This is a genomic window from Pseudorhizobium xiangyangii, from assembly GCF_020531965.1.
Lineage (GTDB): Bacteria > Pseudomonadota > Alphaproteobacteria > Rhizobiales > Rhizobiaceae > Neorhizobium > Neorhizobium xiangyangii.
Window position 1 is genome coordinate 19765 of record NZ_JAJAWH010000014.1, and the last position, 24513, is coordinate 44277.

Consider the following 24513-nt stretch of genomic DNA (forward strand, 5'->3'; position numbering starts at 1 on the left):
GTCCGGATCGTCAAATAAATGTGATATTCCGCGATGATCGCGAAAAATTCCCCTCTCTTGTCGTCGTCGGTATTCGTCCTAATTGCCCACTGCATCCGTGCAGAGGAGGGGAAGTGTGACAGTTTCAAACCGGCCGCCCCACGGTAGCCAGAACGGTGGCCGTGCGCAGGCTCTGTGGATCGAGGACGTTGGCCGTTGCGCCCTCCGCCCAGAAAACCTGCCGCCGCTCGGGCAGGATCAGGTCACTGTCCGTAGCGTGTTCAGCGGCATCAGCAGGGGCACTGAATCCCTCGTCTTTTCGGGTCATGTGCCCGAGAGCGAATACTGCCGGATGGAGGGACCTCATCAGGGCGGGCAGCTGCCCTTTCCCGTGAAGTATGGTTACGCGATTGTCGGCTTGGTCGAGGAGGGTGCCGAGGCGCTTGTCGGGCAGACGGTATTCTGCCTTCACCCGCATCAGACCCGTCTCCGGCTGTCGGCCTCCGAGGTACACACGCTTCCAGCGACGTTGCCGCCAGAACGCGCAGTTCTTGCCGCCAACATGGAGACTGCGCTCAACATCATCTGGGATGCGCATGTTTTGCCCGGCGACCGCGTTGCTGTCTTCGGTGCGGGGGTCGTGGGTTTGCTTGCGGCCTATATCGCGTCTCGCATCGTCGGTACGGATGTCGTCGTCTGCGATACGGCACCTGCCCGGCAAACGCAGGCGAAGGCCCTGGGGCTAAGCTTTGTGCATCCCGGCGAAGTGCCGGGCGAATGCGACGTGCTCATCAACGCGTCCGCTGCCTCCGAAGCGCTCGAGAACGCGCTCGACCACGCCGGAATGGAGGCACGAATTGTTGAAGCAAGCTGGTACGGTGCGAGGAGGGCTGACATCCCCCTGGGCGGGGCGTTCCATGCCCGTCGCCTTTCGATTGTCAGTTCCCAGGTCGGTTCCATCCCCGCTCATCGGCGAGCCCGGTGGAGCTTTTCCCGTCGTCTCCACAAGGCGCTCGAACTGCTGTGCGACGAGCGCCTTGACATCCTGATTTCAGGCGAAACGCCGTTCGAGGACATAGTCACGGCGTATCCGGCGATTATTTCCTCGCCTGACACGCTCTGCCATCGCATTCGATACTGAAAGGTTTTTCATGTTTGCAGTTGAAGTACGCGATCACATCATGATCGCGCATAGTCTTCCAAGGCCGGTATTCGGACCCGCTCAGGGACTGCACGGTGCCACCTTCGTGGTGGATGCTGCTTTCTTCACGGCAGATTTGGACGAAAACGGGCTCGCCGTGGACATTGGTCTAGCGACGCAGGTGCTGGGCGAAGTCCTCAAGCCGTTGAATTACCAGAACCTCGATGCGGTCGATCAGTTCGTCGACAAGGTGACGACGACAGAGTTTCTCGCCAAGTATATTTTCGACCAGCTGGCGGAGGCCGTCAGAGGCGACCGACTGGGGCCGGGTAGCCGCCGCATCTGCCGGCTGAAGATCACGCTGCATGAATCGCACATGGCCAAGGGCTGGTATGAGGCGGACCTGTGAGCCGTACACTCTATTTTGCCTATCCCGGCGACCTTCAGACACGGACAGGAGGCTACGGCTACGATCGACGCGTTGCCGGTGCTTTTGGCGCGCTGAACTGGGACGTTCAACTGGTTGCATTGGGGAAGGGATTTCCGATGGAGCCGGATTTCGCCGAGGCGGAAAAAGCTCTCGCGGCGATACCCGAAGGCAGCCTTGTCGTCATCGATGGACTGGCCTTCGGTGTATTGGACGAATGGGCTGACCGGAATGCCTCCAGGCTTCGGCTCTATGCGTTGGTGCATCACCCGTTGGCCTTGGAGACAGGTCTCACCACCGACTTGCGGGACGCACTCACCGTTTCCGAAAGGAAGGCTCTGTCCTGCACACGGGGCGTGATTGTGACATCCAATGTTACGGCGCGGGAACTGGTGGCCAGATATGGTGTCGCAAGGGAAGACATCGTCGTCGCTCTGCCGGGGACCGATCCGGTTTCTCTTGCGACCGGCACCTGTAACCCGCCCTGCATTCTCAGCGTTGGCTCGCTGACGCGGCGCAAAGGGCACGACGTGCTGATTGCTGCCCTGACCGCGCTGCGGGAGCTTCCATGGACCTGCCGGATCGTCGGAAACAAGCATTTCGACCCCATAGTGACAGGCGGTCTGGCAGAGCAGATTCGAAAAGCCGATCTGGCGGAGCGCATCGTACTTGTTGGGGAAGTCGAGGATCCGCGTGCAGAGTTTGCCCACGCGGACATCTTCGCGCTCGCCAGTCGATACGAGGGCTATGGCATGGTGTTTGCCGAAGCTCTGGCGCATGGGCTGCCCATTGTTGGCTGCGCGGCCGGCGCCGTGCCGGAGGTCGTCCCCGAGGCAGCAGGAATCCTCGTGTCTCCGGACGACCCCAAGCAGCTCGCCATGGCGCTGAGGCGGCTTCTGACGGAGCCTGAGACACTCAGCGCCATGGCGGATGCAGCCGCTATCGCCGGCGCTGCGCTGCCGTCGTGGCGGGACACGGCCGCGACTATTTCAACCTTCCTGGAGAGGAAGGGATGACCGGCTTCGACAAGGATTGGCTGGCGTTGCGCGAACCAGCGGATAGGCGGGCGAGGGACACCCGTCTGCTGCAAACGGCGGCCGATTTGATCGAGCGTCAGGCCGACCCGCACATTCTCGACATCGGCTGCGGCACAGGATCGACCTACCGGGCATTCGAGAAGAAGTTGGGGGCGACCATCCGGTGGTCGCTGTTCGATCATGATGAGACGCTTCTGGCGGAGGCCGAGCAGCGGCATGGCTCGCAGGGCATCACCTTCATCCGCGGCGATCTCAACGATCTGTCCGTTCTGCCGGTCGATGGTGTCTCTCTTGTCACGGCATCCGCTTTGTTCGACCTCTGTTCGCCGGCGTTCATCGACAGATTTGTTCGCCGCCTGAAGGAAGCCGGCGCGGGGCTGTACGCGGCGCTCAACTACGATGGCGTGATAGCCTGGACCGTTTCGCATCCCCTGGACGAGGTGGTCACGACAGCTTTCAACGAGCATCAGAAGACGGACAAGGGGTTCGGAGTGTCGGCTGGGCCCGATGCCTGGACGTTGCTCTCCAACGATCTTCAGGCGCAAGGATACCAGGTGACGACAGCGCCCAGTCCATGGCTGATGGATGTCCCGGATGCTGCTCTCCAGCATCTGTTTCTTCAGGGTGTGGTTGAAGCGGTGGCGGACCGAGGCACGATCGCCAAAAGTGAATTGCAAGCGTGGCATCAATTCCGCCTGCACGCCATCGGCGGCGCAGGAAGCCTATGCCGGGTTGGGCATCAGGATGTGCTGGCCTTCCTGTGAGGCTTCGAGGACCTCGGCCGCCGTGTTGAAATCGCAGTCAAAGACGATGTCGGTGCCGATGTCGTAGACGGTGACATTCGGGCGTCGTGCGTCGGCAAGCCGGTCGACGGGGGCAAGGCTGATGCCCATCGGACCAGACCCGATAATGATGGGTGCCACTGATACATGTAGCCGGTCAACGAGATCGGCATCGAGGAACCGGGCGATCGTCCTTGCTCCTCCCTCGACGAGAACGCTGGTCAGGCTCCGGTTCGACAGGGCATCAAGAATATCCTGCGGATGAAGGCCCTCGCCTCGCCTTGGCAGTCGGATGACGTCGCAGGAGATTGGCGAGCGGGATATGTCGTCCGCCTGAATGACAAGAACGGGAGTGCCTCCGTCATGAAGCATCTTTGCGTCCGATGGAATGCGCCCGTTGCAGTCGACCACCACGCGGACAGGGCTCTGCCCATTGACTGCGCGCACGGACAGACTTGGGTTGTCGGCGACAATCGTCCCAACGCCGACAATGACCGCATCAACCAGTGCCCGACATCTGTGGAGATGTGCGATGCCGTCACAGCCTGATACGTCCTGCGCATCTCCCGTGGGCGTCGCGATGCGGCCGTCCAGCGATTGCCCTACCTGCGCCATGACGAAAGAGCCGTTAGGCCTCGCGATCGGCTCGTAGAGCGACAAGCATGGGCGATCAAGATGGGAGGTGGAGTGATGGAAAACGGCACCATTAGACCGGATCGTGCAAAGGTGCTCCCAGGTCTTCTCTGTCATTCGTGCAGATTGCATGCTCCGTCCTCGGATTTTCGCTCAACGGCTAGAAATGCAGCTGTGGTTCAGAGGTTCCCATATCCTTGCAATGCGTCACACAAGCATGGAAGTCAGGTGAGGCAAAATACCTGAGGCAGAGCTAGCGATGCGCTACTGCAAGTCGTCAAGGTAGGTGTTTTCCGCTCGGGATTGAGCGAAGGCGGCACTGTCCACGTCCGCGAAGATGAGCGCTTCGCCATCGGCCGGTGCTTCAGCCAGCAAGCGGCCATCCGGGGCCGCGATGCATGACAGGCCGGCGTAGGAAAAATGTGCATCGGCGCCGCAGTGGTTGATGTAGGCGACGAATACCTGGTTTTCGAACGCCCGAACGCGGATCATGTGTTCGGCGATGAAGCGTCCCGACCAGCCTGTCGGCAAGGCCGTGGGCACCACGATCAGATCGGCGCCTGCCTTGGCCAGCCGACGCACGTTCTCGGGGAACTCCACATCGTAGCAGATCAGCATGCCGAGCTTGATGCCGTCCACCGTCGCAAGCACGGAGCTCGGGGCCTCCGGGCGGAACCATTGCCGCTCGTAAGGGCCGTAGAGATGTGACTTGCGATAGACCGAGGTTTGGCCCCTGCCGTCGGTCAACAGGGCGCTGTTATAGACGGTATCGCCGTTCTTCTCGGCGAAGCCGGCAATGATCGCCAGTCCACGGTGAGTTGCGATCTCCGATAAACGCTCCGTCAAAGGGCTATCCGCAGGGGAAGCAAGATCAGGAAAGCGGTCCGCCGCACCGTAGCCTGTCAACGCAAGCTCGGGCGCGACGAGAAGACGCGCTCCTGCCGCTGAGGCGCGCTCGGCGGCCTTGTCCAGTTGCTCGAGATTGGCCTCCACGTCGCCAACCGCGGAGCGCATCTGGAAGCCGGCAATCTTCATCGATCGTCTGCCATTGCACCGAGAAGCTTCGGCAGGTCACCGTAACGGGCGACCAGACCGAAGACCAGCGCGGCGATCGCCAGGAACAGGACCGTCACGGAGGCCATGGTGGGTGTGTAGCCATAGCGAAGAGCGTTGAAGATCTTGATCGGCAGCGTTTCCATCGTGAAGCCGACGGTCATGTAGGCGACGATGTATTCGTTGAGGGACAGAACGAAGGCGAAGGCATAGCCGGACACGATGTAGGGCAGGATGAGCGGTAGCACCACGGTGCGGAAGATTACCCGATCCGTCGCGCCCATGGTTGCGGCTGCTTCGACCAGAGAGCGATCGATGGCGGAAAAACCGAGCGAAAGCGTCACCAGCGGGAGTGTCACGAAGAAGATGGCGTGGCTGATCACGGCCGTCCATGGCTGTCCGTAAAATCCGGTGGTCGCCCAAAAGGTGAGGAAACCGAGAGCGGTGATGACCGGGGGCAGCGTGAAGGGGGCAACGCCCAGCAATTGAAAGATGTTCGCCCAGGGTGCAATGCGACGCCAAAGGAACCATGCAAGCGGCAGAGCGATCACGAGAGCCACCGCGGCCGAGAGCGCGGCAAGCGTCAGGGAGGCGAACAATGCATTCCGCCACTCGGTGTTGGTGAAGATTTCCCCATACCAGGACAGCGAGAAGCCCTGAGGCGGAAAGGCGAGCGTCTGCTTTTCGTTGATCGAGACACCAGCCACGACGATCAGCGGCAGCGCCAGGAAAATACCGACGGCAAGGAAAAAGAGGCGGCGGAGCGCGGTGGTCATACAGCCTCCTTCTGGCGCCCGGCGTAGACGGCAAGACCGACCAGCGCCAGAGATACGAGTACGAGGAAGACAGCCATCGCTGCGGCAAACGGCATGTTGGACTGATAGATCGCCTGATCGGTGATCAGCACCGAGAGCGTCCAGTGCTGCGGCCGCCCGAGCAGCTGCGGCAGCAGGTAGGAGCCGAGCGCAAAGATGAATACCATGATGAGTGTGGCGAGGATGGTGTTTCGCAGCGCCGGTACGACCACGGTGAAGAAGGCGCGAACAGGCGACGCGCCGAGCGTGCGGGCCGCTTCCGTGAGCGTCGGGTCGAGCCTGACCAGAGCGGGGTAGAGGACAAGGACGGTGTAGGGCAGCGCCTGGTAGGTCATGGCGGTCATTACCGCGCCGAAGCTCGGCGTCAGGGCCTGCGGTTCGGCCATCAATCCGAGCGCGGTGAAGAGATTGGTGATGCCGGCGGTGCGGGAAAACAGCGTCGACCAGGCGAAGCCGATCATCACTTCCGAAAGCGACAGGATGGAAAGAAGCGCGACCAGCCAGAGAACCTGCAGTTTCCGTTTCGTCCGGGAGAGCAGGTAGGTGAAGGGTATGCCGATCACGACGCAGGCGATCGCAACGGCGATGGCCAGGAACAGCGAGAAACCGAGCACCTTGCCGAAGAAAAGGCTGATGAAGCGGGCGTAATTGTCCCAGACGAAGGCCGGCTGGTAGAAGCCTCCCTGCTCGCGCTCGAAGAAGGACACGGCGATCATGGTCGCGAAGGGGATGACGAAGAATACGATCAGCATTCCCGCCGGAAAGGCGAGCGGAGCGTAATCCGCGAGGCGCTGTGGAGGCTCACGTCTCATCTGGTGAGCACCACGCTTGTCAGCGGATCGAGACGAATACCTACAGTCTGGCCGACGGTGACGTCCGGCCGCGTTCGCGGGGCGGAGACGGCAACGATCTGCTGTCCGCCTGCCTCGATAAAGGTTTCGACCGTGCCGCCGAGGTCGCGCACGAAGCTGACCTTGCCAGGGATTGAACCGCTTTCCGGCGCAGTGATCTGGATGTCTTCCGGTCGAACCGAGATGGTGCCCGAATTGACCCCGCCAAGCGCAAGACCCTCGACGGGCTCGCCAAGGATGATCGCACGGCCGTTGCCATCAGCGGAGAAGGGGATGAGGTTCGTGGAGCCGATGAAGTCGGCGACGAAGGAATCTGCCGGACGGCGATAGATGTCGACCGGTGCCGCGGCCTGGCGGATTTTGCCGCCGTTCATGACGACCACGGTATCGGCCATGGTCATGGCTTCGCGCTGGTCGTGGGTCACGACGATTGTGGTGATGCCAAGCTGTTGCTGCAACTGCCGCAGTTCCACCTGCATGGCCTCGCGCAACTTGGCGTCGAGTGCTGAGAGCGGTTCATCGAGGAGGAACAGCTTCGGAGAAATTGCGAGTGCGCGGGCGATAGCCACGCGCTGGCGCTGGCCACCGGAGAGCTTGTTGACGGATCTGTCGGAGAAGCCGGCCAGGTCGATCATCGCGAGAAGCTCATCGACGCGCTTCTGCTGGTCCGCCTTCGGCATGCCGCGGATACGCAGCGCATAGGCAATGTTCTCGCCGACAGTTAGGTGCGGGAACAGCGCCAGCGACTGGAAGACCATCCCGAGGTTCCGCTTGTGGGTGGGGACTTCGGTGATGTCTTCGCCGCCGAGCGTGATCGAGCCCTTCGTTGGCAGATCGAGGCCGGCGATCATGCGCATCAGTGTGGTCTTGCCGCAGCCGGAGGGGCCAAGCAGGCAGACAAACGTGCCGTCCGGAACCGTGAGGTTGACGTCTTTTACAGCGGTGAACGTGCCGAACTGCTTCGTCACATTGTTGAGGATTAGTCCGGACATTCGCTCTCCGCTCAGTTTATGCGGGCGCTCGATAGCGCAATTGTGGCGCAACAGCCACCCTCTCCATCAGCGGAAAGGGTGGCTTGCGGGCTCTATCAGCCGGCGATCATTTCCGTCCACTTCTGGTTCAGGAAGTCGGACTTGGTCTGGTACAGGTCATAGCGCGGGACGATAGGCGCGATGTCGGACGAAACGGCCGCGAATTCCTCGGCCGTCAGGTCGAGCAGCTCGCGCTTGACGGTCGGAGACGTTCCGACCTTGCGCGACAGCGTGGCCTGGACAGCCGGCTGGCTCAGGTAATCGATGAAGACGTGAGCTTCTTCCGTCTTTTCCGATGCGCGCGACAAGGCCCAGCAGCCGGAGTCGAGAATGCCGCCTTCCTTGGGGAAGGTGGAGCGGACCGGATGTCCTTCACCAGCGGCAAGGCCGGTGACATCGTGATAGTATTGACCCATCGGGATTTCACCCGACTTCAGCGCCTGCTCGAACTGGGCTTCGTCGCGATACCACAGGCGAACGTTCGGCTTAACTTCCGCAAGCTTGTCGAAGACCTTCAGGATGCCTTCTTCCGTATCGAGGGCATCGGTGCCGCCGAAATGGGTCTTTGCGGTCACTTCCAGAAGGAAGGAGTTGGAGACGAGCGCAAGCAGGCCGAGCTTGTCGGCATTCGCCGGATCCCACAGTGCCGTCCAGGAGGTCGGCGCTTCCTTGAAGACATCCGTGTTGGTGACCAGCGTGATGTACCAGGAAACCGCTCCGATGCCGGCCACGCGGCCGTCCGGATATTTGTTGACGAAGTTCTCGATCAGACCGGAAGCGTTCTTGATCTTCGCCATGTCGAGCGGAGCCCACAGCTCTGTCGACTGCCCCTTGAGCATCGCGACCTGCGACATCATCGAGACGTCTGCGGGCGCCTGGCCCGCACGGGCGGCCTGTTCAAGCTGCACGAGCCACGCTTCGCCGGTAGGCTCGGCGATCGATTCCACCGCAATGCCGGTCGTCTTGGTGAATTCCGGGAAGATGTTCTTGTCGAACGATTCCTTGAAGTAGCCGCCATAGACGCCGACCTTCAGCGACTTGTCCTGCGCGCGCAGGATGGACGGCATGGCCAGCATGGAAGCGCCGGCAAGGCCGGCACCCAGCACTGCGCGGCGGCTGGCTGTGGTTTTGAGGATATCACGCATTTTTCTCTCCATTGTTTGCTGACAGGTTCTTTCGCCTGCACAGCGAGTTCCCGCTCTTGTCGTTACCTTACGTCAGTCCTGCCCCGGCAAGGAAGGGCTGAACACCATCAGGCTGAGGATTTCGAACAGCACTTGAGCCGCGGCCTGTGCCGTGTTGGTCGTGGCGTCGTACTGTGGCGCGACCTCGACGACGTCGCCGCCGACAAGGTTGATGCCCTTCAGTCCGCGGATCAGGTCAAGCACTTCGCGCGTCGTCAGGCCGCCGATTTCGGGCGTTCCCGTGCCGGGCGCAAAGGACGGATCGAGGCTGTCGATGTCGAAGGACAGGTAGGTCGGGCCATCGCCGACGATGGCCTTCGCCTTCTCGATGATGGCCGGGATGCCCATGCCGGTCACGTCTTCCGCATGGATCACTGTCATGCCGGAAGCGTAGGAAAATTCCCAGATATATTCCGCCGCGCCGCGGATACCGATCTGGATCGTCCGGGTCGGATCCAGAACGCCGTCGAGAACCGCATTGCGGAATGGCCCCGCATGATGAAACTTGGTGTGGTCGAAGGGGCCACTCGTGTCGCAATGGGCGTCGATGTGGATCATCCCCACCGGCGCCTTCTTGCCGACGGCCTTCAGGATCGATTGGCTGATGGAATGGTCGCCGCCCACTGCCAGAGGGATGACACCGGCGTCCACGATCTGGTTGAAGCGCTTCTCGATATCTTCGTGGCACATTTCGAGGCTGTAGCGGCTGCGCAGCGGCACATCGCCGATGTCGGCGACGCGGATGTCGAAGACGGGCGCGGTCTTCAGGACATGATTGTAAGGCCCGATCCGCTCGATGGCGCGCAGCGCGCGCGGCCCGAAGCGCGAACCGTTGCGGTTGGTCACGCCGAGGTCCATCGGCACGCCGGTGATGGCAACCTGAAGGTTTCCTAAATCCGGGTCTTCCGCGTCGACCGGCACATGAGGGGCGGAAACGAAAGTCGGTACGCCCGCATATGGGGCCAGCCGCGTGCCGCTCTTCGAAAAGATCTTGTCGGCGACCTTGCGGAATTCGGCGTCATAGAGATTGCCGCCGTGGCCGGATCCGTACTTTTCGCGAAGTTCGCGCAGCTTTTCTTCGTCCAATGCCATGGGTACCACCGTCTTGAGCTTGATGCCTATTTTTAGTTCCCGGGGCGCTTCCGCCTCTCTTTTCAGCATTATCGTCGGAGAGTGGCTGGAAAAGCAATTGACGATGTTCTAGCAGTTTATGTGAGAAAAATTCACATAGGAGCATCTGATGTCGGGCCGTTTGCCGCCTCTCAACCCATTGAAGGCGTTCGAAGCTGCCGCGCGGTTGGGTTCTGTTTCCGCTGCGGCGCGCGAACTTCGCGTGACGCATGGCGCTGTCAGTCATCAGTTGAGGACGCTTGAGGGGTCTCTGGATGCGGTGCTTTTCGACCGCAGCGGAAGACGGTTGAAACTGACCTCGGCGGGAGCATTGCTTTTACCTGCTGTTACACAGGCCTTCGGCGGTATTGCGGCTGCCACCGCACAGATGAAGCGGCCTGCGACGACCGGCAAACTTTCGATCACCTGCGTGCCAGCGCTTCTTTCCTTCTGGATCGTGCCACGTCTGCATTCGTTCACCGAGCAATTCCCGGATGTGACGCTGACGCTTGCGGCCTCCAATGATCCGACGCAACTGCATTCTCGGGATGTCGACGTCTCTATCCTGTACGGCGACGGCAATTGGCCCGACGCATGGACGCGTTTGTGGAGCCACCTGCAGCTTTTCCCGGTGGCCAGTCCGACGCTCCTGAACAGCAGGCCGCTGCGCTCCATGCGTGACCTCGAAGACCACGTTCTGCTCCACGGCGACAGTGACGGCCGCGAGTGGAATACCTGGCTCGCTGCGGCAGACGGCGCCGACCTGCCACGCCGCCGGCAGCATTTCATGGGTGATGCGCGTTTTTCCACGGAGGCAGCGCTCTACGGCCAGGGCATCGCGCTCGGCGACACGATCACTGCCGCGAAACTGATCGCCGATGGTGAATTGCTGGTGCCGTTCGATCTTGGCGTTCCTGCCAACAATGCCTTTTACGTGGCCTGCCGGCATGAGATGCGAGCTGCGCCCATCGTCCGCGTCTTCATCGACTGGCTCTTCGCGTCGCTCGAGGCGGATACGCTGCCTGAACCGCACAGCATGGCCAGGACAATCCTGCGCGGGCGCAGTGGCAAGTCCTGAACCTCTTGCCACGCGGTATCGTCAGCCGGAACAGGGGCTGGTATGAACAGTCCACCGGCGATCGCTTGTGCCAGTAAAAGGATCTGACCATGGATGTCACCATCTTCCACAACCCCCAATGCGGCACGTCGCGAAATACGCTGGCCATGATCCGCAATGCGGGGATCGAGCCGACCGTGATCGAATATGTGAGGACCCCGCCAAGTCGCGAGCAACTGAAGCGGATGATCTGGGATGCCGGGCTGACGGTGAGGCAGGCGATCCGCGAAAAGGGCACGCCATACGCCGAGCTTGGCCTGGATAATCCTGAACTCAGCGAGGATCATCTGCTCGACGCGATGCTTGCAGACCCCATTCTGATCGACCGGCCGTTTGTGATCACGCCGCTGGGAACGCGTCTCTGCCGACCCTCGGAAGTGGTGCTCGACATCCTCCCGGACAGCCATCGAGGGCCTTTCACCAAGGAGGACGGCGAACAGATTCTAGATGCGGACGGCAAGCGTGTGAGTTGAGTTTCCGGCGGCTGAGAGTGTCACCGCTCTTGTCGGTATGTGCCATGGCTTTTCTGACATGGCCGGTTTATCCGGTTTTGCGGTGAAAAGGGGACCGACCGTTAAGTCGGTGACAGCTTAGGGGGGTGGCATTGGACTGGTGGGTACTGAGCGAACAGGAATGGGTCGCCATAAGGCTGAGCCTCAAGGTGGCTGTCGTCGCGATGATCGCCAGCCTGCCGCTCGGCATTTTCGTGGCCTACATGCTCGCCAGAGGGCGGTTCTGGGGCAAGTCCGTCCTGAACGGCATCGTGCACCTGCCATTGATCCTGCCACCGGTGGTGATCGGCTTCCTGCTTCTGATCACCTTCGGGCGGCGGGGAGCGGTGGGCTCCTTCCTGTACGACTGGTTCGGCATCAGCTTTTCGTTCCGCTGGACCGGGGCGGCGCTTGCCTGTGCCATCATGGGCTTTCCGCTTATGGTGCGTGCCATCCGTCTCTCGATCGAAGGGGTAGACCGCAAGCTCGAGGAGGCGGCGGAAACGCTGGGTGCCAGTCCAATCTGGGTATTCGCCACCGTGACGCTGCCGCTGGCCCTTCCCGGCATCATCGCGGGCATGATCCTCTCTTTCGCAAAGGCCATGGGCGAGTTCGGCGCGACGATCACCTTCGTTTCGAATATTCCGGGCGAGACGCAAACACTGTCCGCCGCGATCTACACGTTTACGCAGGTGCCGGGGGGTGACGTCGGTGCAATGCGGCTGACGATCGTTGCCATCGTGATTTCGTTCGCGGCACTGCTGGCGTCCGAAGCCATGGCGCGGCTTGTTACGCGGGGGAACACGGCGCCATGACGCTCACCGTCGAAGCAAGACAGGTCCTCGGCGCGTTCAATCTCGATGCGGCCTTTTCCACCGACGGAGGCGTGACGGCGCTCTTCGGTCGATCCGGGTCGGGAAAGACGTCGATGATACGGATCATCGCGGGCCTTGCGCGTCCGCATCAGGGGCGCGTGGTGCTCGATGGCGATATTCTGCTCGACACGGAGCGGAAGCTTTCCGTTCCATCGCATCGCCGCCGGTTCGGCTACGTCTTCCAGGAACCACGGCTGTTTCCTCATCTCAGCGTGAAGCGCAATCTTGCTTACGGTCGTTGGTTTTCCGGGCTGTCGACCAAGCACGAAGAGTTTGACCGGATCGTGCAGATGCTCGGCATCGGTCCGCTCCTGGATCGGGAGACGAGCGCGCTTTCCGGCGGCGAGCGCCAGCGCGTAGCCATCGGCCGTGCACTCCTCAGCAGCCCGCGCCTGTTGTTGATGGATGAGCCGCTGTCCGCGCTGGACGAGGAGCGCAAGGCGGAGATCCTGCCCTATCTGGAGCGCTTGCGGGACGAAGCCGGCGTGCCGATCGTTTATGTCAGCCACTCCGTTGCCGAGGTTACCCGGCTCGCGGACCGCGTCGTGCTGATGCAGGATGGTCAGGTCAAGGCAGTCGGGTCTCCTGCGGACGTTCTGAAGGGGCGTGCCCTGACGGTTACGGACCGGAGGGAAGCCGGCAGTCTCCTCTCCGGTGTTGTCGAGATGATCGATCCGCAGCATGGCCTGGCCACGGTGAAGCTGAACGGCGTATCCATTGTCATTCCCGACGCCGATCTTTCACAGGGAACGCATGTCCGGCTCCATGTGCTTGAGCGGGACGTGATGATCGCCACCGTCAGGCCGGAGGGTCTCAGCGCACTCAACATCCTGCCAGGCGAGATTGCCGCCGTGGAGGATGAGGGCGGTGGCGCAATCCGCGTCGAGCTTTCGAGCGGCGGCAACCAGCTCTTCGCAAGGATCACCAGCCTGTCCCGTGAACGCCTGGGCCTTACTGTCGGCCAACCCGTCTACGCCGTCATCAAGTCGGTGGCACTGGAGCGCTGAGGAGGCAGCCCTATATCGGCATGGTCGATGCGTTGATCGCAGGCTGGCGGAGGCCTGCCGTCTGTGTCAAACATCGCGGTGGAGCTTGGTTGCAAGGCCAAGGGAGGAGAAAGAATGGATTTTGCCCTCAACGAGGAGCAACAGGCTATTCGTGAAATGGCCCGGAGTTTTGCGGACGACGAGATCGCCCCCTTCGCGCTGGAATGGGACGAGAAAAAGCATTTTCCCGTAGATACCCTCCGCAAGGTGGGGGCACTCGGCATGGGCGGAATCTATGTCCGCGAGGACGCCGGCGGCTCGGGCCTGGGCCGCATCGAGTCCGCTCTGATCATGGAGGCGCTGGCGACAGCCTGCCCCGCCGTGTCGGCTTATGTCTCCATTCACAACATGTGCGCCTGGATGATCGACCGCTTCGGGAGCGATGAACAACACCGGCATTGGCTGCCCGAACTTGTGACGATGGACAGGTTGGCGAGCTACTGCCTGACGGAGCCAGGGTCAGGCTCGGATGCGGCGGCTCTGAAGACGAAGGCGGTGCGCGACGGTGATCATTACGTGGTGACCGGGCAGAAGCAGTTCATTTCAGGGGCCGGGGCGTCGGACGTTTACGTGGTGATGGTCCGTACCGGCGAGGACGGTCCCAAGGGAATTTCGACACTCGTCATACCGGCAGATACGCCCGGCCTGTCATTCGGCGTCAATGAGCGAAAGATGGGATGGAATGCCCAGCCGACGCGTGCGGTTATTCTGGATGGGGCGCGGGTGCCGGTTGCCAATCGCCTTGGCAATGAGGGGGATGGCTTCAGGATCGCCATGGCCGGCCTCGACGGCGGCCGGCTCAATATTGCCGCCTGCTCCCTTGGTGGCGCGCAGTCGGCGTTCGACAAGGCCGTGGTCTATATGAAGGACCGAAAGGCCTTCGGTCATCCTCTGACGGATTTTCAGGGCCTGCAGTTCAAGCTGGCGGAGATGGCGGCCGATCTGGAAGTGTGCCGGACCTTCCTGTGGCGCGCCGCGGCTGCGCTCGAAGCGAAGACCGATGATGCGACCATGCTCTGCGCCATGGCAAAGCGCATGGTGACGGACCGCTGCTTCGATGTCGCCAACAGCGCGCTGCAACTGCATGGCGGCTATGGATATCTCGCCGATTACGGCGTCGAAAAGATCGTCCGGGACTTGCGTGTCCACCAGATCCTCGAAGGGACGAACGAGATCATGAACGTCATCGTGGCGCGGTCGGTGCTCGGGCGGCGGAGATAGGCGACCTTTAGAATTTTTGAAATTCCGGACGGAGCCAAGCCATGCTTCTGTCCGCATACGGGAGGAAAACATGGCAGGCAGCATCGCATTCATCGGTCTTGGAAACATGGGCGGTCCGATGGCCGCCAATCTCGTCAAGGCCGGTTACGACGTGAAGGGGTTCGACCTTTCGACAGAGTCTCGCGAGGCTGCCATCGCGGCCGGCGTCTCCGTGACGTCGAGTGCCGTCGATGCGGTGAGGGATGCCGATGTTGTGGTCACAATGCTTCCTGCCGGAAAGCACGTCCTCTCGGTCTGGACCGAGCTGACCGGAGCCGTGAAGCCCGCAACCTTACTGATCGATTGCTCGACGATCGACGTGGAAAGCGCCCGTCAGGCGCACGCATTGGCAAAGGCGGCGGGTTGCCTGTCGCTCGACGCGCCGGTGTCGGGCGGGACGGTCGGCGCGGCCGCCGGCACGCTGACATTCATGGTTGGCGGTGCGGATGAAGCCTTCGCGAGAGGCGAACCTATCCTGCAGACCATGGGCAAGCGGATCGTCCACTGCGGCGACGCGGGCTCGGGGCAGGCCGCCAAGATCTGCAACAACATGATCCTCGGCATCACCATGGCCGGCGTCTGCGAGGCGTTCGTACTGGCCGAGAAGCTCGGCCTGTCGCACCAGGCGTTGTTCGATGTTGCTTCCACGTCCTCCGGCCAGTGCTGGTCGATCAACACCTATTGCCCGGTGCCAGGCCCCGTTCCTACCTCTCCGGCCAACAACGGCTACAAGCCCGGTTTTGCCGCAGCACTGATGCTGAAGGACCTGATGCTATCGCAGGAAGCGGCAAAGGCGTCGGGCGCAACCACTGAAATGGGGGCTCACGCCGCCGATCTCTATACCCGCTTCAACGAACTGGGCCACGGCGGCGACGACTTCTCCGGACTGATCAACTTCCTGCGCGACAACGGTCGAGGATAACTTCAGTCGTCGGAATACCGCTCCTCGACCCAGGGGTCTCCGCGCATGTGGTAGCCGTTCTGTTCCCAGAAGCCGGCGCGGTCGGCGGACAGGAATTCGATGCGGTTCAGCCACTTTGCGCTCTTCCAGAAATAGAGGTGCGGCACCACGAGCCGCACCGGGCCGCCATGTTCCGCCGTCAACGCCTCGCCCTGCCACTGGTGGACGATGATCGCATCCTCTGCTGCGAAGTCCGAAAGCAGCAGGTTGGTGGTGTAGCCGTCGTAGCTGGTCAGCATGACCGCGTTCGCTTCGGGCTTCGGGTCGACGGCATCGAGGAAATCGCGGGTGGAAACGCCTGTCCAGTCATTGTCGTAGCGGGACCAGGTGGTGACGCAGTGGATATCCGAACGCATCTCGGTTTGCGGTAGCGCAAGTAGACCATTCCAGTCGAAGGTACGGAGATTGTTGACGAGCCCGCGGACGTCCAGCCGCCATCGCGCAGTCGTTACCTGTGGCTGTGTCCCCAAATCCAGAACCGGCCAGTTGGTCACCAGATGCTGGCCGGGTGGCAGTCTGTCGGCGTCAGGGCGGGAAATGCGGCCGGTGAGGAAGCGTCCTTCCTGCGCCCATTTTCGCTTGGTTCGGGTCAACTTGGTGTCTTCCGGCTGCATGGGCTCGTCGGCCATGTCCAGTCCTTCCATAGCAATCTGGTCCCTTGCCAGCGGCGATAATCTGGTAAATGAGTGGGCAAATCAATTCCTACGCAGCTACTGCCCAATTCCCGGAATGCCCATGCCTGCCTTCAATCCTCTCGTCGAAACGCTTGCACCTCCGCCAGTCCCCTCCGTGTTCGCCTGGGGACGCGCCTATGACGGCTCGCGTGGTGCCCTGATCGACCTCTCCCAGGCGGTGCCGGGTTACCCGCCGCATCCCACTATGCTCTCGCTTCTGGGTGAGACCGCGTCCTCCACGGCCTATTGCGGCTACGGTCCGATCAAGGGCGACGCCGCCTTGCGGCAGGCTTATGCGGAGCATCTGAGCGCAGTCTACGGCGCGGAGATCGAAGCCGGGAACACCCACATCACCTCCGGCTGCAACGAAGCCTTTGTTAGTGCCGCCATGGCGGTCGTGGGGCCTGGTCAGACCATGCTGATGACCAATCCGTTCTACTTCAACCACGATACGACGCTTGCGATGATGGGCGTCAAGATGCGCACTGTCGCCTGTCGGGCCGAGAACGGTTTCGTGCCGGATATCGAGGCTATCGCCGCAGCCATCACGCCGGACGTGCGCGCACTGGCGCTTGTTTCGCCTAACAATCCGACCGGGGCAATCTATCCCGCCGATCTCTTGCTGCAGGTGTTCGAGCTTTGCCGCGACAGGGACATCTGGCTGATCCTTGACGAGACCTATCGCGACTTCCTGCCCGACGCGGGGCGTGCGCCGCACGACCTGTTTGCGCAAGAGGGGTGGCAGGACCGGCTGATCGGCCTTTACAGCTTCTCGAAGTCTTTCTGCATTCCCGGGCATCGGCTTGGCGCCATCACCGCGGGGATAAAGGCGGTCGAGCAGATTGCCAAGATCATGGACAACCTGCAGATCTGTGCGCCGCGCGCCGCACAGGCGGCCGTTGCCCAGGCCCTGCCGGCGCTTGCCGATTGGCGGGAACAGAACCGTCAGGAGATTGGCCGCCGCGCGCAAGCGCTGAAGACGGTGCTTGCCAAGGTTCCGGAGTGGCGCATCGATTCCATCGGCGCCTATTTCGCCTTTGTCCGACACCCGTTCCCGTCGCTGAATTCCGCTGAAGTGGCCGAGCGATTGGCAAAGCAGGCCGGTGTCATCTGCATCCCGGGAATGTATTTCGGTGAAGGGCAGGAGCGCTATCTGCGCTTCGCGTTCGCCAATGCCGACGTCCCGACCATGGGGCTGCTCGAGGAACGGCTGCGGAATTTTCAGCCGGCATGACCGTCATGGCAGACTCTGGACTGAAGAGGGTCGAGGCGCCGGGCGGCGCCTCGCAAATGTCTTAAGCGCTCGCGCGCCTTTTTGTCTCGACGAGACGGCTTGCAAGCGCGCCGATCCGGTTCATCGCCGTTACGAGCACATCATCCGGGACGGTCAGTGAAATCCGAAGGAAGCCATTCGCCTCGTGGCCGAAGGAGCCGCCCGGCATCACCGCCACCCGTTCCTGCCGCAGCAGCTCCCAGGCGAATTCGAGACCTGTCAGGCCAGTCGCCGAGACGTCCAGCAAGATGAACATGCCGCCTTCGGGCAGCATCGGCTTCACCAGGTTGGTGCCTGCAAAAGTCTGCCCGGCAAGCTCCGCGCGGCGCCGGTAGTTAGTCCGCATGGTTGGCGCCATGTGAAAATCCTGCGACAGGGCCATGGCGGTCATGTCGGCAATGAACGGCTGCACCCCGAAGAGCATGGTCTCCGATACCGGCAGAAGCTTTTGGCAGAACTCGGTTGGACCGGCTGCCCAGCCGCTTCGGAAGCCGGGCGCTGCGTGTGATTTCGAGATCGACGACACGACGATCGTCCGGTCCGCCAGTTCAGGCATGTAGAACGGCGAGGCAAAGGTGGTGTCGTCAAACACCAGCTGCTCGTAGACTTCGTCGCAAACGATCCAGAGGTCATGCCTGCGGCAAACCTCACCAATTGCAGCGATCTCGGCGGCGTTGAGAACGGCGCCGGTCGGGTTGTGCGGCGTATTCAGCATGACCACGCGGCATTCCGGGGTAATGGCACGTTCCAGATCGTCCGCCTGCATGTGGAAGCGGTTCTCCGGGCGCAACGGCACATATACCGGGTGAGCGCCGCTCGAGGAGATGACGCCTTCGTAGGTCGCATAGAGCGGATTGCCGACCAGCACACCGTCACCGGCCTCCACCAGACCTGCCATAACGATGTAGAGTGCGGCCTGGGTGCCGGGGAAGCAGAGGAAGTTCTCTGCCGTCACGCCGGGTCGGCGCTTCGAATACTTATCCACCAGGGCCTTCAGTACGGATGGCTCACCGCGTCCGTTGGAATAGCGGATGCGGCCGGAATGCATGGCGCGCGCGGCCTCATCGAGCAGAGCCCGGTCGGGAGCCACATCCGGTTCGCCGATGGTGAGTTCGATGACGTCTTCGCCTGCTGCCTTCATGCGGCGTGCCTCAGCATGGACGGCCCAACGACCCGAGCCGAGATCAGCCAGGCGGTCGGTGATGGAGGCATAACGCATGATGTCTTCCCTTTGCTTGTCTCGTCTTCACGACAACTCGCCGCGGGCCAGCCTCAGCAGTGCCTCCACGGATACGATTGCCGTATCAGCAATTTCGTGTTCCTTGAACATGTCCGGTGCGAGCGTTCCTTCGAGCCACAGTCCGTCGATCAATCCGTTCAGGGCGATCGCGTAAGAGCGACACTCCCCGGTGTCCACGGTGCGTCCGCGCTCGGCGAAGAATGCCAGCAGCAGCGCCTCCAGTTCCGCCAGGAAGGACAGGTAGCTTTCCCGGTGGATTGCCGCAAAAGCCGGATCGAGCGGGATATGGCTGATGAACGCGGCCCAGAGCGATAGCGTGCGGCTGTCCGTCACCGGCGGAGTGACGTTTGCCACGATGAACCGACGCAGCCGGGTGCGGGCGTCGGCCCCTTCGGCTGCACTCTTCGTTGTCTGCGTGATCCCGTTCATCAACTGGCGATAGGCCGCCTGCAACATGAGGTCCTTGCTGGCGAAATAGTGGCGGATCAAGCCGCCCGTCACGCCGGCTCGCGCTGCGATCTGCCTGACGGTCGCACCCTGGATACCAAACTCGGCGATGCAGTCCAGCGTCGCGCCGATCAGGTCCTCGCGTCGTTCGGCCTCGCTCGCGCGGTGATAGGAGCGACGTGTGCTCACTTCGACCCCAATGGTGAAATGATGGGGCCTGACGGCATCATCGTGTCCTGAATTCAAGGAAGTCGCGACCCAGTAGGTCGCTGCAATAATTATAGGGATGGATAACAAGGATGCAACACGTTGCAACGGTTATCCGCGCTGTTGCAGCGCTGCCCTCTCATCTCAGCAGCAGAGGGGGACATCCCAATGCAAAAAGAAGGCGCTTCCCGCAGGAAGCGCCAGGTGGGGAGGGTATATATGACGCTGTCGTCAGCACAAAGGAGGCTTTCGACCCAGCGACAACCGCTGGGGGAAAAAAATGTTCCGACTGAGGGTCAGGTTTTTCATTTTCGAAGAACGCAAAAACGGTGCGAGCACCGGCGGGACGTCTGCCGCAGGGTCTAGATGCGCACCGTCGCGAGCAGCGGGAGGTGGTCCGAGGCCCGCCGTGCAAGCGGTGTCGAAAACACCTCCACGTCGAGCACCTCAATTTCCTTTGACACGAAGATATGGTCGAGACGCATGAGAGGATAGCGGGAGGGAAACGTCGCCCGGGGCGGGCCGCCGCTCTGGAGCTGGACGTCCTTCATGTGCTGTGCAACCAGCCTGTAGGAGGCGGATCGGCGAATGGAGTTCAGGTCGCCGATCAGGATAAGGGGCTTGTCGGCGCAGGCGGGGCTGCCCATCCACGAAGGACCAAGCAGCGTCGTCATCTGCGTCACGCGATCCTTGTTTCTAAGCCCCAGGTGGGTGTTGAAGACCTGGACCGCCTTTTCGTCTATTGAAATTTCAGTCCAGAGAGCGCCCCGTTGCTCGCCCGACGATGGCAACATGTCACCCTTGACGTAATTCATCGGCAGGGTTGTCAGGATTGCGTCTCCATAGCGTTCCTCCGCCACGTGCAATGCGGCATGAAAATGGAAGTCCATGTTGAGAACTGACGCGATCGTATGTGCCTGATCGGCGCCGCCGGTTCGTCGGCGCCCTACATCCAGTTCCTGCAGTCCAATGATATCCGGTGCAATGTCCGCGATCACCTCGGCGATCCGGGCGCAATCCAGCTTGCGGTCGGTGCCGATGCAACTGTGGACATTGTAACTGAGTATTTTGAGGATCTGTCCCGACTTGGCGGGCTGCGGTTGGTTCGTGTCTGCCATGACGCGGGGAACCCGTTTCCTTCACTTTCGTTCCCATCCTACAGACTTTGAGAGGGATGGCATGAACATAAGGCAGCGCATTTTCCAACTGTTGATCGTGGCTGCCGTCACCTTCGCCGCAGTGCTCGTGTACCGCAGTCTTGGGCGCTATACGTGGGATGAGATAGAAGAGTCGCTTCTTGCTATCTCCGGCTGGAGATTGGTTTCTGCCTTCGGGTTCGTGATCGCCTCCTACGTCTGCCTTACGGGCTTCGACTGGCTCGCGGTCCGATATGCGGGGCGTCCGCTTTCCTACAGGCGGGTGGCGCTTGCCTCCTTTACAAGCCTTTCCATCGGGCACAATGTCGGTCTGGCCGCTCTGAGCAGCGGTGCCGTTCGATACCGGTTCTATTCACGCTGGGGGCTGACGGCAGAGCAGGTGGCAAAGGTAATCATCTTTTGCGGCTTTACCGTGGGCCTAGGGCTTGCAACGCTTGCCGGCATCTCGCTCATCGCCTCACAGGGAGGTCGCGGAGATCTTCTTGGGTTGAGTGGCCCGATGTCACTGATACTTGGGTTTGCGTGCCTGCTGCCGGCCGCGGTCTATTTGACGCTCTGCTGGCGTGTGAGGCGTTACGTAGCCCTCTACAACTGGCGGTTCGATCCGCCTTCGCTTCGCCTGGCTGTCGGGCAGATCGTCATCGGTACGCTCAATTTTTCCTGTGTCGCCGGATGCATCCACCAGCTGATGCAAGGGTTTTCGAATGTCACTTACCTGGATGTCGCTACGGCCTACGTGACGGCCAATCTTGCAGCACTGATCAGCCATGTCCCCGGCGGACTTGGTGTGCTTGAGGCTACCATCCTTGGTGTCTTGCCGGGTGCGGCTTCGATCGGTGCGCTGGTTGCCTTTCGGGTGATCTACTTTTTCATTCCCCTGCTGATCGGCATCCCAACATTTCTTGTCAGCGAGGCCTACTTCCGCCGTCAGCGATCGTTCCCCGTCTCACGACATGCGGCGAGCTAGACGCCCCAGCGCCCGTTTGGCGAAGACCAGCATCGGCCGGACCGGCCAGAACGGCTGGTTGGGGTCGATAATGCCGGTGCCGATAATGGAATCCGTATCGCCGGCCCGTGGATCGACGTCGAACGGCCGAAGGCCGCGCAGCGACGTGTTCAACACATCGACTGCCGCCAGCATCGATCCGGTGTGCCCGATCAGTTCGGCGACCTTCTCGGGAGGAGCGTCCATATGCTCGGCGAGAAGATCATCACGAAAGGCTGAAATGGCTCGTCGCCCCTCGTCGGTCATGGTTTCGACGGCAAGGTCACATTCAGTGTCCAGTCCCTCGGAGCGATTGTTGAGGTTGGATGATCCAACGCGGACGAAACGGTCGTCCACAATGATCACCTTGGAGTGGACGACGATCTCCCTTTCCCCGCCCTTGCCGTCCGGTGCCACGGCATAGAATACGCGCAAGCGGTTGTACCGATCGACGCGCTTCAGTCGCCTTATCAGACGGGTCCGGTTGCGCCCCATCATGACCTGTTCAAGGAAGCCGTGGGACTCGCGGGTCACGATCACCACGATTTCCGGGCCATTGCGTTCTCGGAGTTTTCTCGCAAGCGTCCTGGCGACGCCGAACGATGCCAGATATTGGGTCTCGATGTAGATGTGCTGTTCTGCGGCACGCAACGCGTCATGCGTCAGGCGGATGGCCTCCCGATGCCCGCGGCGGCCCTTCCAATTCCAGGCTTCGGTCAGCGCAACCGCCGTTCTGCAGTTCGTGAGTGCAGGCTGAAGGTCGTCGGGCCATGGATTATCGCCCGGCAGCTCATCGACTGGCGGAAGCTCTTCACCCTCCAGCTTTTTCCAGCGGCGTCTGGCCACCTCGCCGATCAGCGCTGCAGCGGGGCCGGTGACGATGCTTTGGACATCATGGACCGGGCCGTATGGTGTTCCGTCGGGGGATTTCCTCAGCGGATTGTCCACGCTGTGCTTTCGGTCGTCCCACCGGCGCGCGGTGACGTCTATCCCGCCCAGGAACGCAGTTTTGTCATCGATCGCGACGATCTTCTGGTGATGGCTGGCACGCAGAGGGTGGTTGAAGTCGAATTTCAGAATGATGCGCGGATGATCCGCCCATTCCATCTTTCCGAAGAACTTCAGGCTCTTTCCCGAATAGACAGGTCCCATGCCCCAAACGAGCACCCGGACATACAGATCGGGTCTGTCGTCCACGAGAGAGCGGAGCCGTTCACCGAGTGTCGGGCACTCGGGATCGTCCGGACGAAGCTGAACCAGCGGATTGAAGTCCCAACCGACGATGAATATCGAATGTTGCGCTTCGCCGATAACCTGATCGAGCCTGCGGAAATAATCCGCTCCATCGATCAGGAAGGCGACCTTCTCGGAAATGGCGCTGCGCCAGGCATTGCGGCCCGGCTTGATGATGGGGTTAACCCTGGTTTCGTCAGAAGTTCTGGTTATCGTCACGTCCACCTACGCGCCCCCTTGCTTGCAGCGGCAAGTGAACGTCCGACCGCGCCGCTTGTTCCACAGCGGCCGCATCTGATGAATGCTGGTTCCTTTGCCCCGTTTGTACGCTTGCTCAGCTAAACATAGGCCGGCGGATTCCGTGTCTCATCCGGATTGGGTGTCGGTACCTCGTCGGGCAGCCGGTCGGGTTCCGGTTCATCAATGGGCGGCTCCGCCGGCACGTCAGGTGGCACCGGTGGCTTCTCGACGGGTTCTCTTGGATCTGGCATATCGTTCTCCGTTGCAACAAGAACCGCGGTCAGGCGAAAATCGTTCCCTGAATTCGCCACGCTGCCGGAATAAGCAGAACCGCAGCATCCGGTTCGAGCAAAGATCTGCACCGCATTCCGGAGTTCCGACCCCGCCGATTGCGGAACCACTTCGGAAATCGGAGAGTTGGAGAAGGCTTGACCATCCATTCGCCTCTCAGGGAGAAAAGCATGGCCCATATGCAGGATCATTTCGTCAAATGGCTTCGGGACGCGCACGCCATGGAGGAGCAGGGGTTGACCATGCTGGTGGCGCAATCGAAGCGGATCGAAAACTATCCTCAGCTGAAAGCGCGGATCGACCAGCATCTGGTGGAAACGCAGGGGCACGTGCGAGCCCTGCAGGGACTGCTGGACCGGCTCCCGGTTGGTCCGTCACGCATCAAGGGATTGGCGGGAAAGCTGACCGCGACGGCACAAGGACTGGGCGGCGCTCTCAACAGTGACGAGGTCATCAAGGGAGCCCTGTCTGGATATGCCTTCGAAAATGCCGAGATCGGCGCTTACCGGGTTCTCATTGCGGCGGCCGACGAGTTGGGCGAGCTGGAGGCCAAGGCGACGTTCGAGTGGATACTCGAAGAGGAAGTCGCCATGGCCGACTGGCTGGCGTCCAATCTCGACGACACGACCCGCCTGTTTCTGCTGCGAGACGAGCGGGAGCTTCAGGCCAGCCGGTAAGCCTGGCAGAAGCCGCATATCGCCTGTCGGATGATCGCTTAGTTGCGAAGACGTGCCTGAAGGTCTTTTTCTTCGCGAATACCCTGCTGGTAGAGCTGGAACATCTGGCCGGCAAGATCGCTGGCTGCATCGCTATCGCCGCTGAGGCCGCGTTCGGCACATACCGTCGTGAACACCTTTTGAAGAAATGCCAAATCCTGCGGCTCAAAAGTGCTGGTGATGAAATTCTCATGCATGTCGTGCCCTCCGCTAGATCCGGAGTAAAGGCCTCTCGTTCCCAACGGATGAAAGTGCCT

General features: G+C 61.3%; 27 protein-coding genes. 13 read left to right on the forward strand and 14 right to left on the reverse strand.

Annotated features, from left to right (window positions below):
* Nucleotides 1-115 precede the first annotated feature (115 nt).
* Genes LH464_RS14035 through LH464_RS14050 form a run of 4 tightly spaced genes read left to right on the forward strand, consistent with a single transcriptional unit; the run spans nt 116 to nt 3348 of the window.
* Nucleotides 116-1120, forward strand: coding sequence for a zinc-dependent alcohol dehydrogenase (locus tag LH464_RS14035; protein WP_226787023.1), 1005 nt, complete (start codon nt 116-118; stop codon nt 1118-1120).
* Nucleotides 1121-1130: 10 nt separating this feature from the next.
* Nucleotides 1131-1529, forward strand: a complete 399-nt coding sequence (locus LH464_RS14040; RefSeq protein WP_226787024.1) for a 6-pyruvoyl trahydropterin synthase family protein — start codon at nt 1131-1133, stop codon at nt 1527-1529.
* Nucleotides 1526-2563: a glycosyltransferase family 4 protein gene (locus tag LH464_RS14045; protein ID WP_226787025.1), complete on the forward strand. Its 1038-nt coding sequence runs from the start codon at nt 1526-1528 to the stop codon at nt 2561-2563. Before LH464_RS14040 ends, LH464_RS14045 begins: the two co-directional genes overlap by 4 nt.
* Nucleotides 2560-3348 (forward strand): class I SAM-dependent methyltransferase, encoded by a 789-nt coding sequence (locus tag LH464_RS14050; protein ID WP_226787026.1) that lies wholly within the window; start codon nt 2560-2562, stop codon nt 3346-3348. The genes LH464_RS14045 and LH464_RS14050 overlap by 4 nt, the downstream gene beginning before the upstream one ends.
* Here the strand turns inward: LH464_RS14050 and LH464_RS14055 are convergent.
* The 7 genes from LH464_RS14055 to speB form a co-directional block, all read right to left on the reverse strand.
* Nucleotides 3307-4131 (reverse strand): RibD family protein, encoded by an 825-nt coding sequence (locus LH464_RS14055; protein ID WP_226787027.1) that lies wholly within the window; start codon nt 4129-4131, stop codon nt 3307-3309. The genes LH464_RS14050 and LH464_RS14055 overlap by 42 nt on opposite strands.
* A gap of 132 nt (nt 4132-4263) precedes the next feature.
* Nucleotides 4264-5034, reverse strand: coding sequence for a carbon-nitrogen hydrolase family protein (locus LH464_RS14060; protein WP_226787028.1), 771 nt, complete (start codon nt 5032-5034; stop codon nt 4264-4266).
* Complete coding sequence (locus LH464_RS14065; RefSeq protein ID WP_226787029.1) at nt 5031-5828, reverse strand: ABC transporter permease; 798 nt, start codon at nt 5826-5828, stop codon at nt 5031-5033. The genes LH464_RS14060 and LH464_RS14065 overlap by 4 nt, the downstream gene beginning before the upstream one ends.
* Nucleotides 5825-6679 (reverse strand): ABC transporter permease, encoded by an 855-nt coding sequence (locus tag LH464_RS14070; RefSeq protein WP_226787030.1) that lies wholly within the window; start codon nt 6677-6679, stop codon nt 5825-5827. The genes LH464_RS14065 and LH464_RS14070 overlap by 4 nt, the downstream gene beginning before the upstream one ends.
* Nucleotides 6676-7710 (reverse strand): ABC transporter ATP-binding protein, encoded by a 1035-nt coding sequence (locus LH464_RS14075; RefSeq protein WP_226787031.1) that lies wholly within the window; start codon nt 7708-7710, stop codon nt 6676-6678. The genes LH464_RS14070 and LH464_RS14075 overlap by 4 nt, the downstream gene beginning before the upstream one ends.
* A gap of 95 nt (nt 7711-7805) precedes the next feature.
* Nucleotides 7806-8894 (reverse strand): ABC transporter substrate-binding protein, encoded by a 1089-nt coding sequence (locus LH464_RS14080; protein ID WP_226787032.1) that lies wholly within the window; start codon nt 8892-8894, stop codon nt 7806-7808.
* A gap of 72 nt (nt 8895-8966) precedes the next feature.
* Entirely contained in the window at nt 8967-10025 is a 1059-nt protein-coding gene (speB, locus tag LH464_RS14085) for an agmatinase (RefSeq protein ID WP_226787033.1), read from the reverse strand.
* Nucleotides 10026-10173: 148 nt separating this feature from the next.
* On the opposite strand from speB, the gene LH464_RS14090 reads away from it, so the two are divergent.
* From LH464_RS14090 to mmsB, 6 genes are all read left to right on the forward strand, one after another.
* Entirely contained in the window at nt 10174-11121 is a 948-nt protein-coding gene (locus tag LH464_RS14090) for a LysR substrate-binding domain-containing protein (RefSeq protein ID WP_226787034.1), read from the forward strand.
* A gap of 83 nt (nt 11122-11204) precedes the next feature.
* Nucleotides 11205-11633, forward strand: coding sequence for an arsenate reductase (glutaredoxin) (gene arsC / locus LH464_RS14095; protein ID WP_226787133.1), 429 nt, complete (start codon nt 11205-11207; stop codon nt 11631-11633).
* Nucleotides 11634-11758: 125 nt separating this feature from the next.
* Nucleotides 11759-12466: a molybdate ABC transporter permease subunit gene (gene modB / locus LH464_RS14100; protein WP_390624982.1), complete on the forward strand. Its 708-nt coding sequence runs from the start codon at nt 11759-11761 to the stop codon at nt 12464-12466.
* Nucleotides 12463-13533 (forward strand): molybdenum ABC transporter ATP-binding protein, encoded by a 1071-nt coding sequence (gene modC / locus LH464_RS14105; RefSeq protein WP_226787036.1) that lies wholly within the window; start codon nt 12463-12465, stop codon nt 13531-13533. Before modB ends, modC begins: the two co-directional genes overlap by 4 nt.
* A 114-nt stretch (nt 13534-13647) precedes the next feature.
* Nucleotides 13648-14793, forward strand: a complete 1146-nt coding sequence (locus LH464_RS14110; RefSeq protein WP_226787037.1) for an isobutyryl-CoA dehydrogenase — start codon at nt 13648-13650, stop codon at nt 14791-14793.
* Nucleotides 14794-14863: 70 nt separating this feature from the next.
* Entirely contained in the window at nt 14864-15754 is an 891-nt protein-coding gene (gene mmsB / locus LH464_RS14115) for a 3-hydroxyisobutyrate dehydrogenase (protein WP_226787038.1), read from the forward strand.
* Nucleotides 15755-15756: 2 nt separating this feature from the next.
* Here the strand turns inward: mmsB and LH464_RS14120 are convergent, their stop codons facing one another.
* Nucleotides 15757-16422 (reverse strand): sulfite oxidase-like oxidoreductase, encoded by a 666-nt coding sequence (locus LH464_RS14120; protein ID WP_226787039.1) that lies wholly within the window; start codon nt 16420-16422, stop codon nt 15757-15759.
* Nucleotides 16423-16528: 106 nt separating this feature from the next.
* Here LH464_RS14120 and LH464_RS14125 point away from each other — a divergent pair, with 106 nt between their 5' ends.
* Nucleotides 16529-17701 carry an aminotransferase gene (locus tag LH464_RS14125; protein ID WP_226787040.1) on the forward strand — a complete coding sequence of 391 codons (1173 nt, stop codon included), beginning with the start codon at nt 16529-16531 and terminating at the stop codon, nt 17699-17701.
* A 61-nt stretch (nt 17702-17762) separates the two neighbouring features.
* Here LH464_RS14125 and LH464_RS14130 read toward each other — a convergent pair whose 3' ends face one another.
* From LH464_RS14130 to LH464_RS14140, 3 genes are all read right to left on the reverse strand, one after another.
* A complete protein-coding gene (locus LH464_RS14130) occupies nt 17763-18959 on the reverse strand; it encodes a pyridoxal phosphate-dependent aminotransferase (protein WP_226787041.1) in 1197 nt (398 codons plus the stop codon).
* Nucleotides 18960-18986: 27 nt separating this feature from the next.
* Nucleotides 18987-19616 carry a TetR family transcriptional regulator C-terminal domain-containing protein gene (locus tag LH464_RS14135; protein WP_226787042.1) on the reverse strand — a complete coding sequence of 210 codons (630 nt, stop codon included), beginning with the start codon at nt 19614-19616 and terminating at the stop codon, nt 18987-18989.
* 380 nt (nt 19617-19996) lie between these two features.
* Nucleotides 19997-20752 carry an endonuclease/exonuclease/phosphatase family protein gene (locus LH464_RS14140; protein ID WP_226787043.1) on the reverse strand — a complete coding sequence of 252 codons (756 nt, stop codon included), beginning with the start codon at nt 20750-20752 and terminating at the stop codon, nt 19997-19999.
* 61 nt (nt 20753-20813) lie between these two features.
* Here LH464_RS14140 and LH464_RS14145 point away from each other — a divergent pair, with 61 nt between their 5' ends.
* The gene (locus LH464_RS14145) at nt 20814-21758 is read left to right on the forward strand and encodes a lysylphosphatidylglycerol synthase domain-containing protein (protein WP_226787044.1); all 945 of its coding nucleotides are present in this window, start codon (nt 20814-20816) and stop codon (nt 21756-21758) included.
* On the opposite strand, the gene LH464_RS14150 is transcribed toward LH464_RS14145, so the two are convergent.
* Nucleotides 21738-23234 carry a phospholipase D-like domain-containing protein gene (locus tag LH464_RS14150; protein WP_226787045.1) on the reverse strand — a complete coding sequence of 499 codons (1497 nt, stop codon included), beginning with the start codon at nt 23232-23234 and terminating at the stop codon, nt 21738-21740. The two genes, LH464_RS14145 and LH464_RS14150, sit on opposite strands and share 21 nt — an antisense overlap.
* A 113-nt stretch (nt 23235-23347) precedes the next feature.
* A complete protein-coding gene (locus tag LH464_RS14155) occupies nt 23348-23689 on the reverse strand; it encodes a hypothetical protein (protein WP_226787046.1) in 342 nt (113 codons plus the stop codon).
* Between the two features lie 21 nt (nt 23690-23710).
* Between LH464_RS14155 and LH464_RS14160 the strand changes: the two genes are divergently transcribed.
* Nucleotides 23711-24217, forward strand: a complete 507-nt coding sequence (locus tag LH464_RS14160) for a ferritin-like domain-containing protein (RefSeq protein WP_226787047.1) — start codon at nt 23711-23713, stop codon at nt 24215-24217.
* 38 nt (nt 24218-24255) lie between these two features.
* Here LH464_RS14160 and LH464_RS14165 read toward each other — a convergent pair whose 3' ends face one another.
* Complete coding sequence (locus LH464_RS14165; protein ID WP_226787048.1) at nt 24256-24453, reverse strand: hypothetical protein; 198 nt, start codon at nt 24451-24453, stop codon at nt 24256-24258.
* Nucleotides 24454-24513 lie beyond the last annotated feature (60 nt).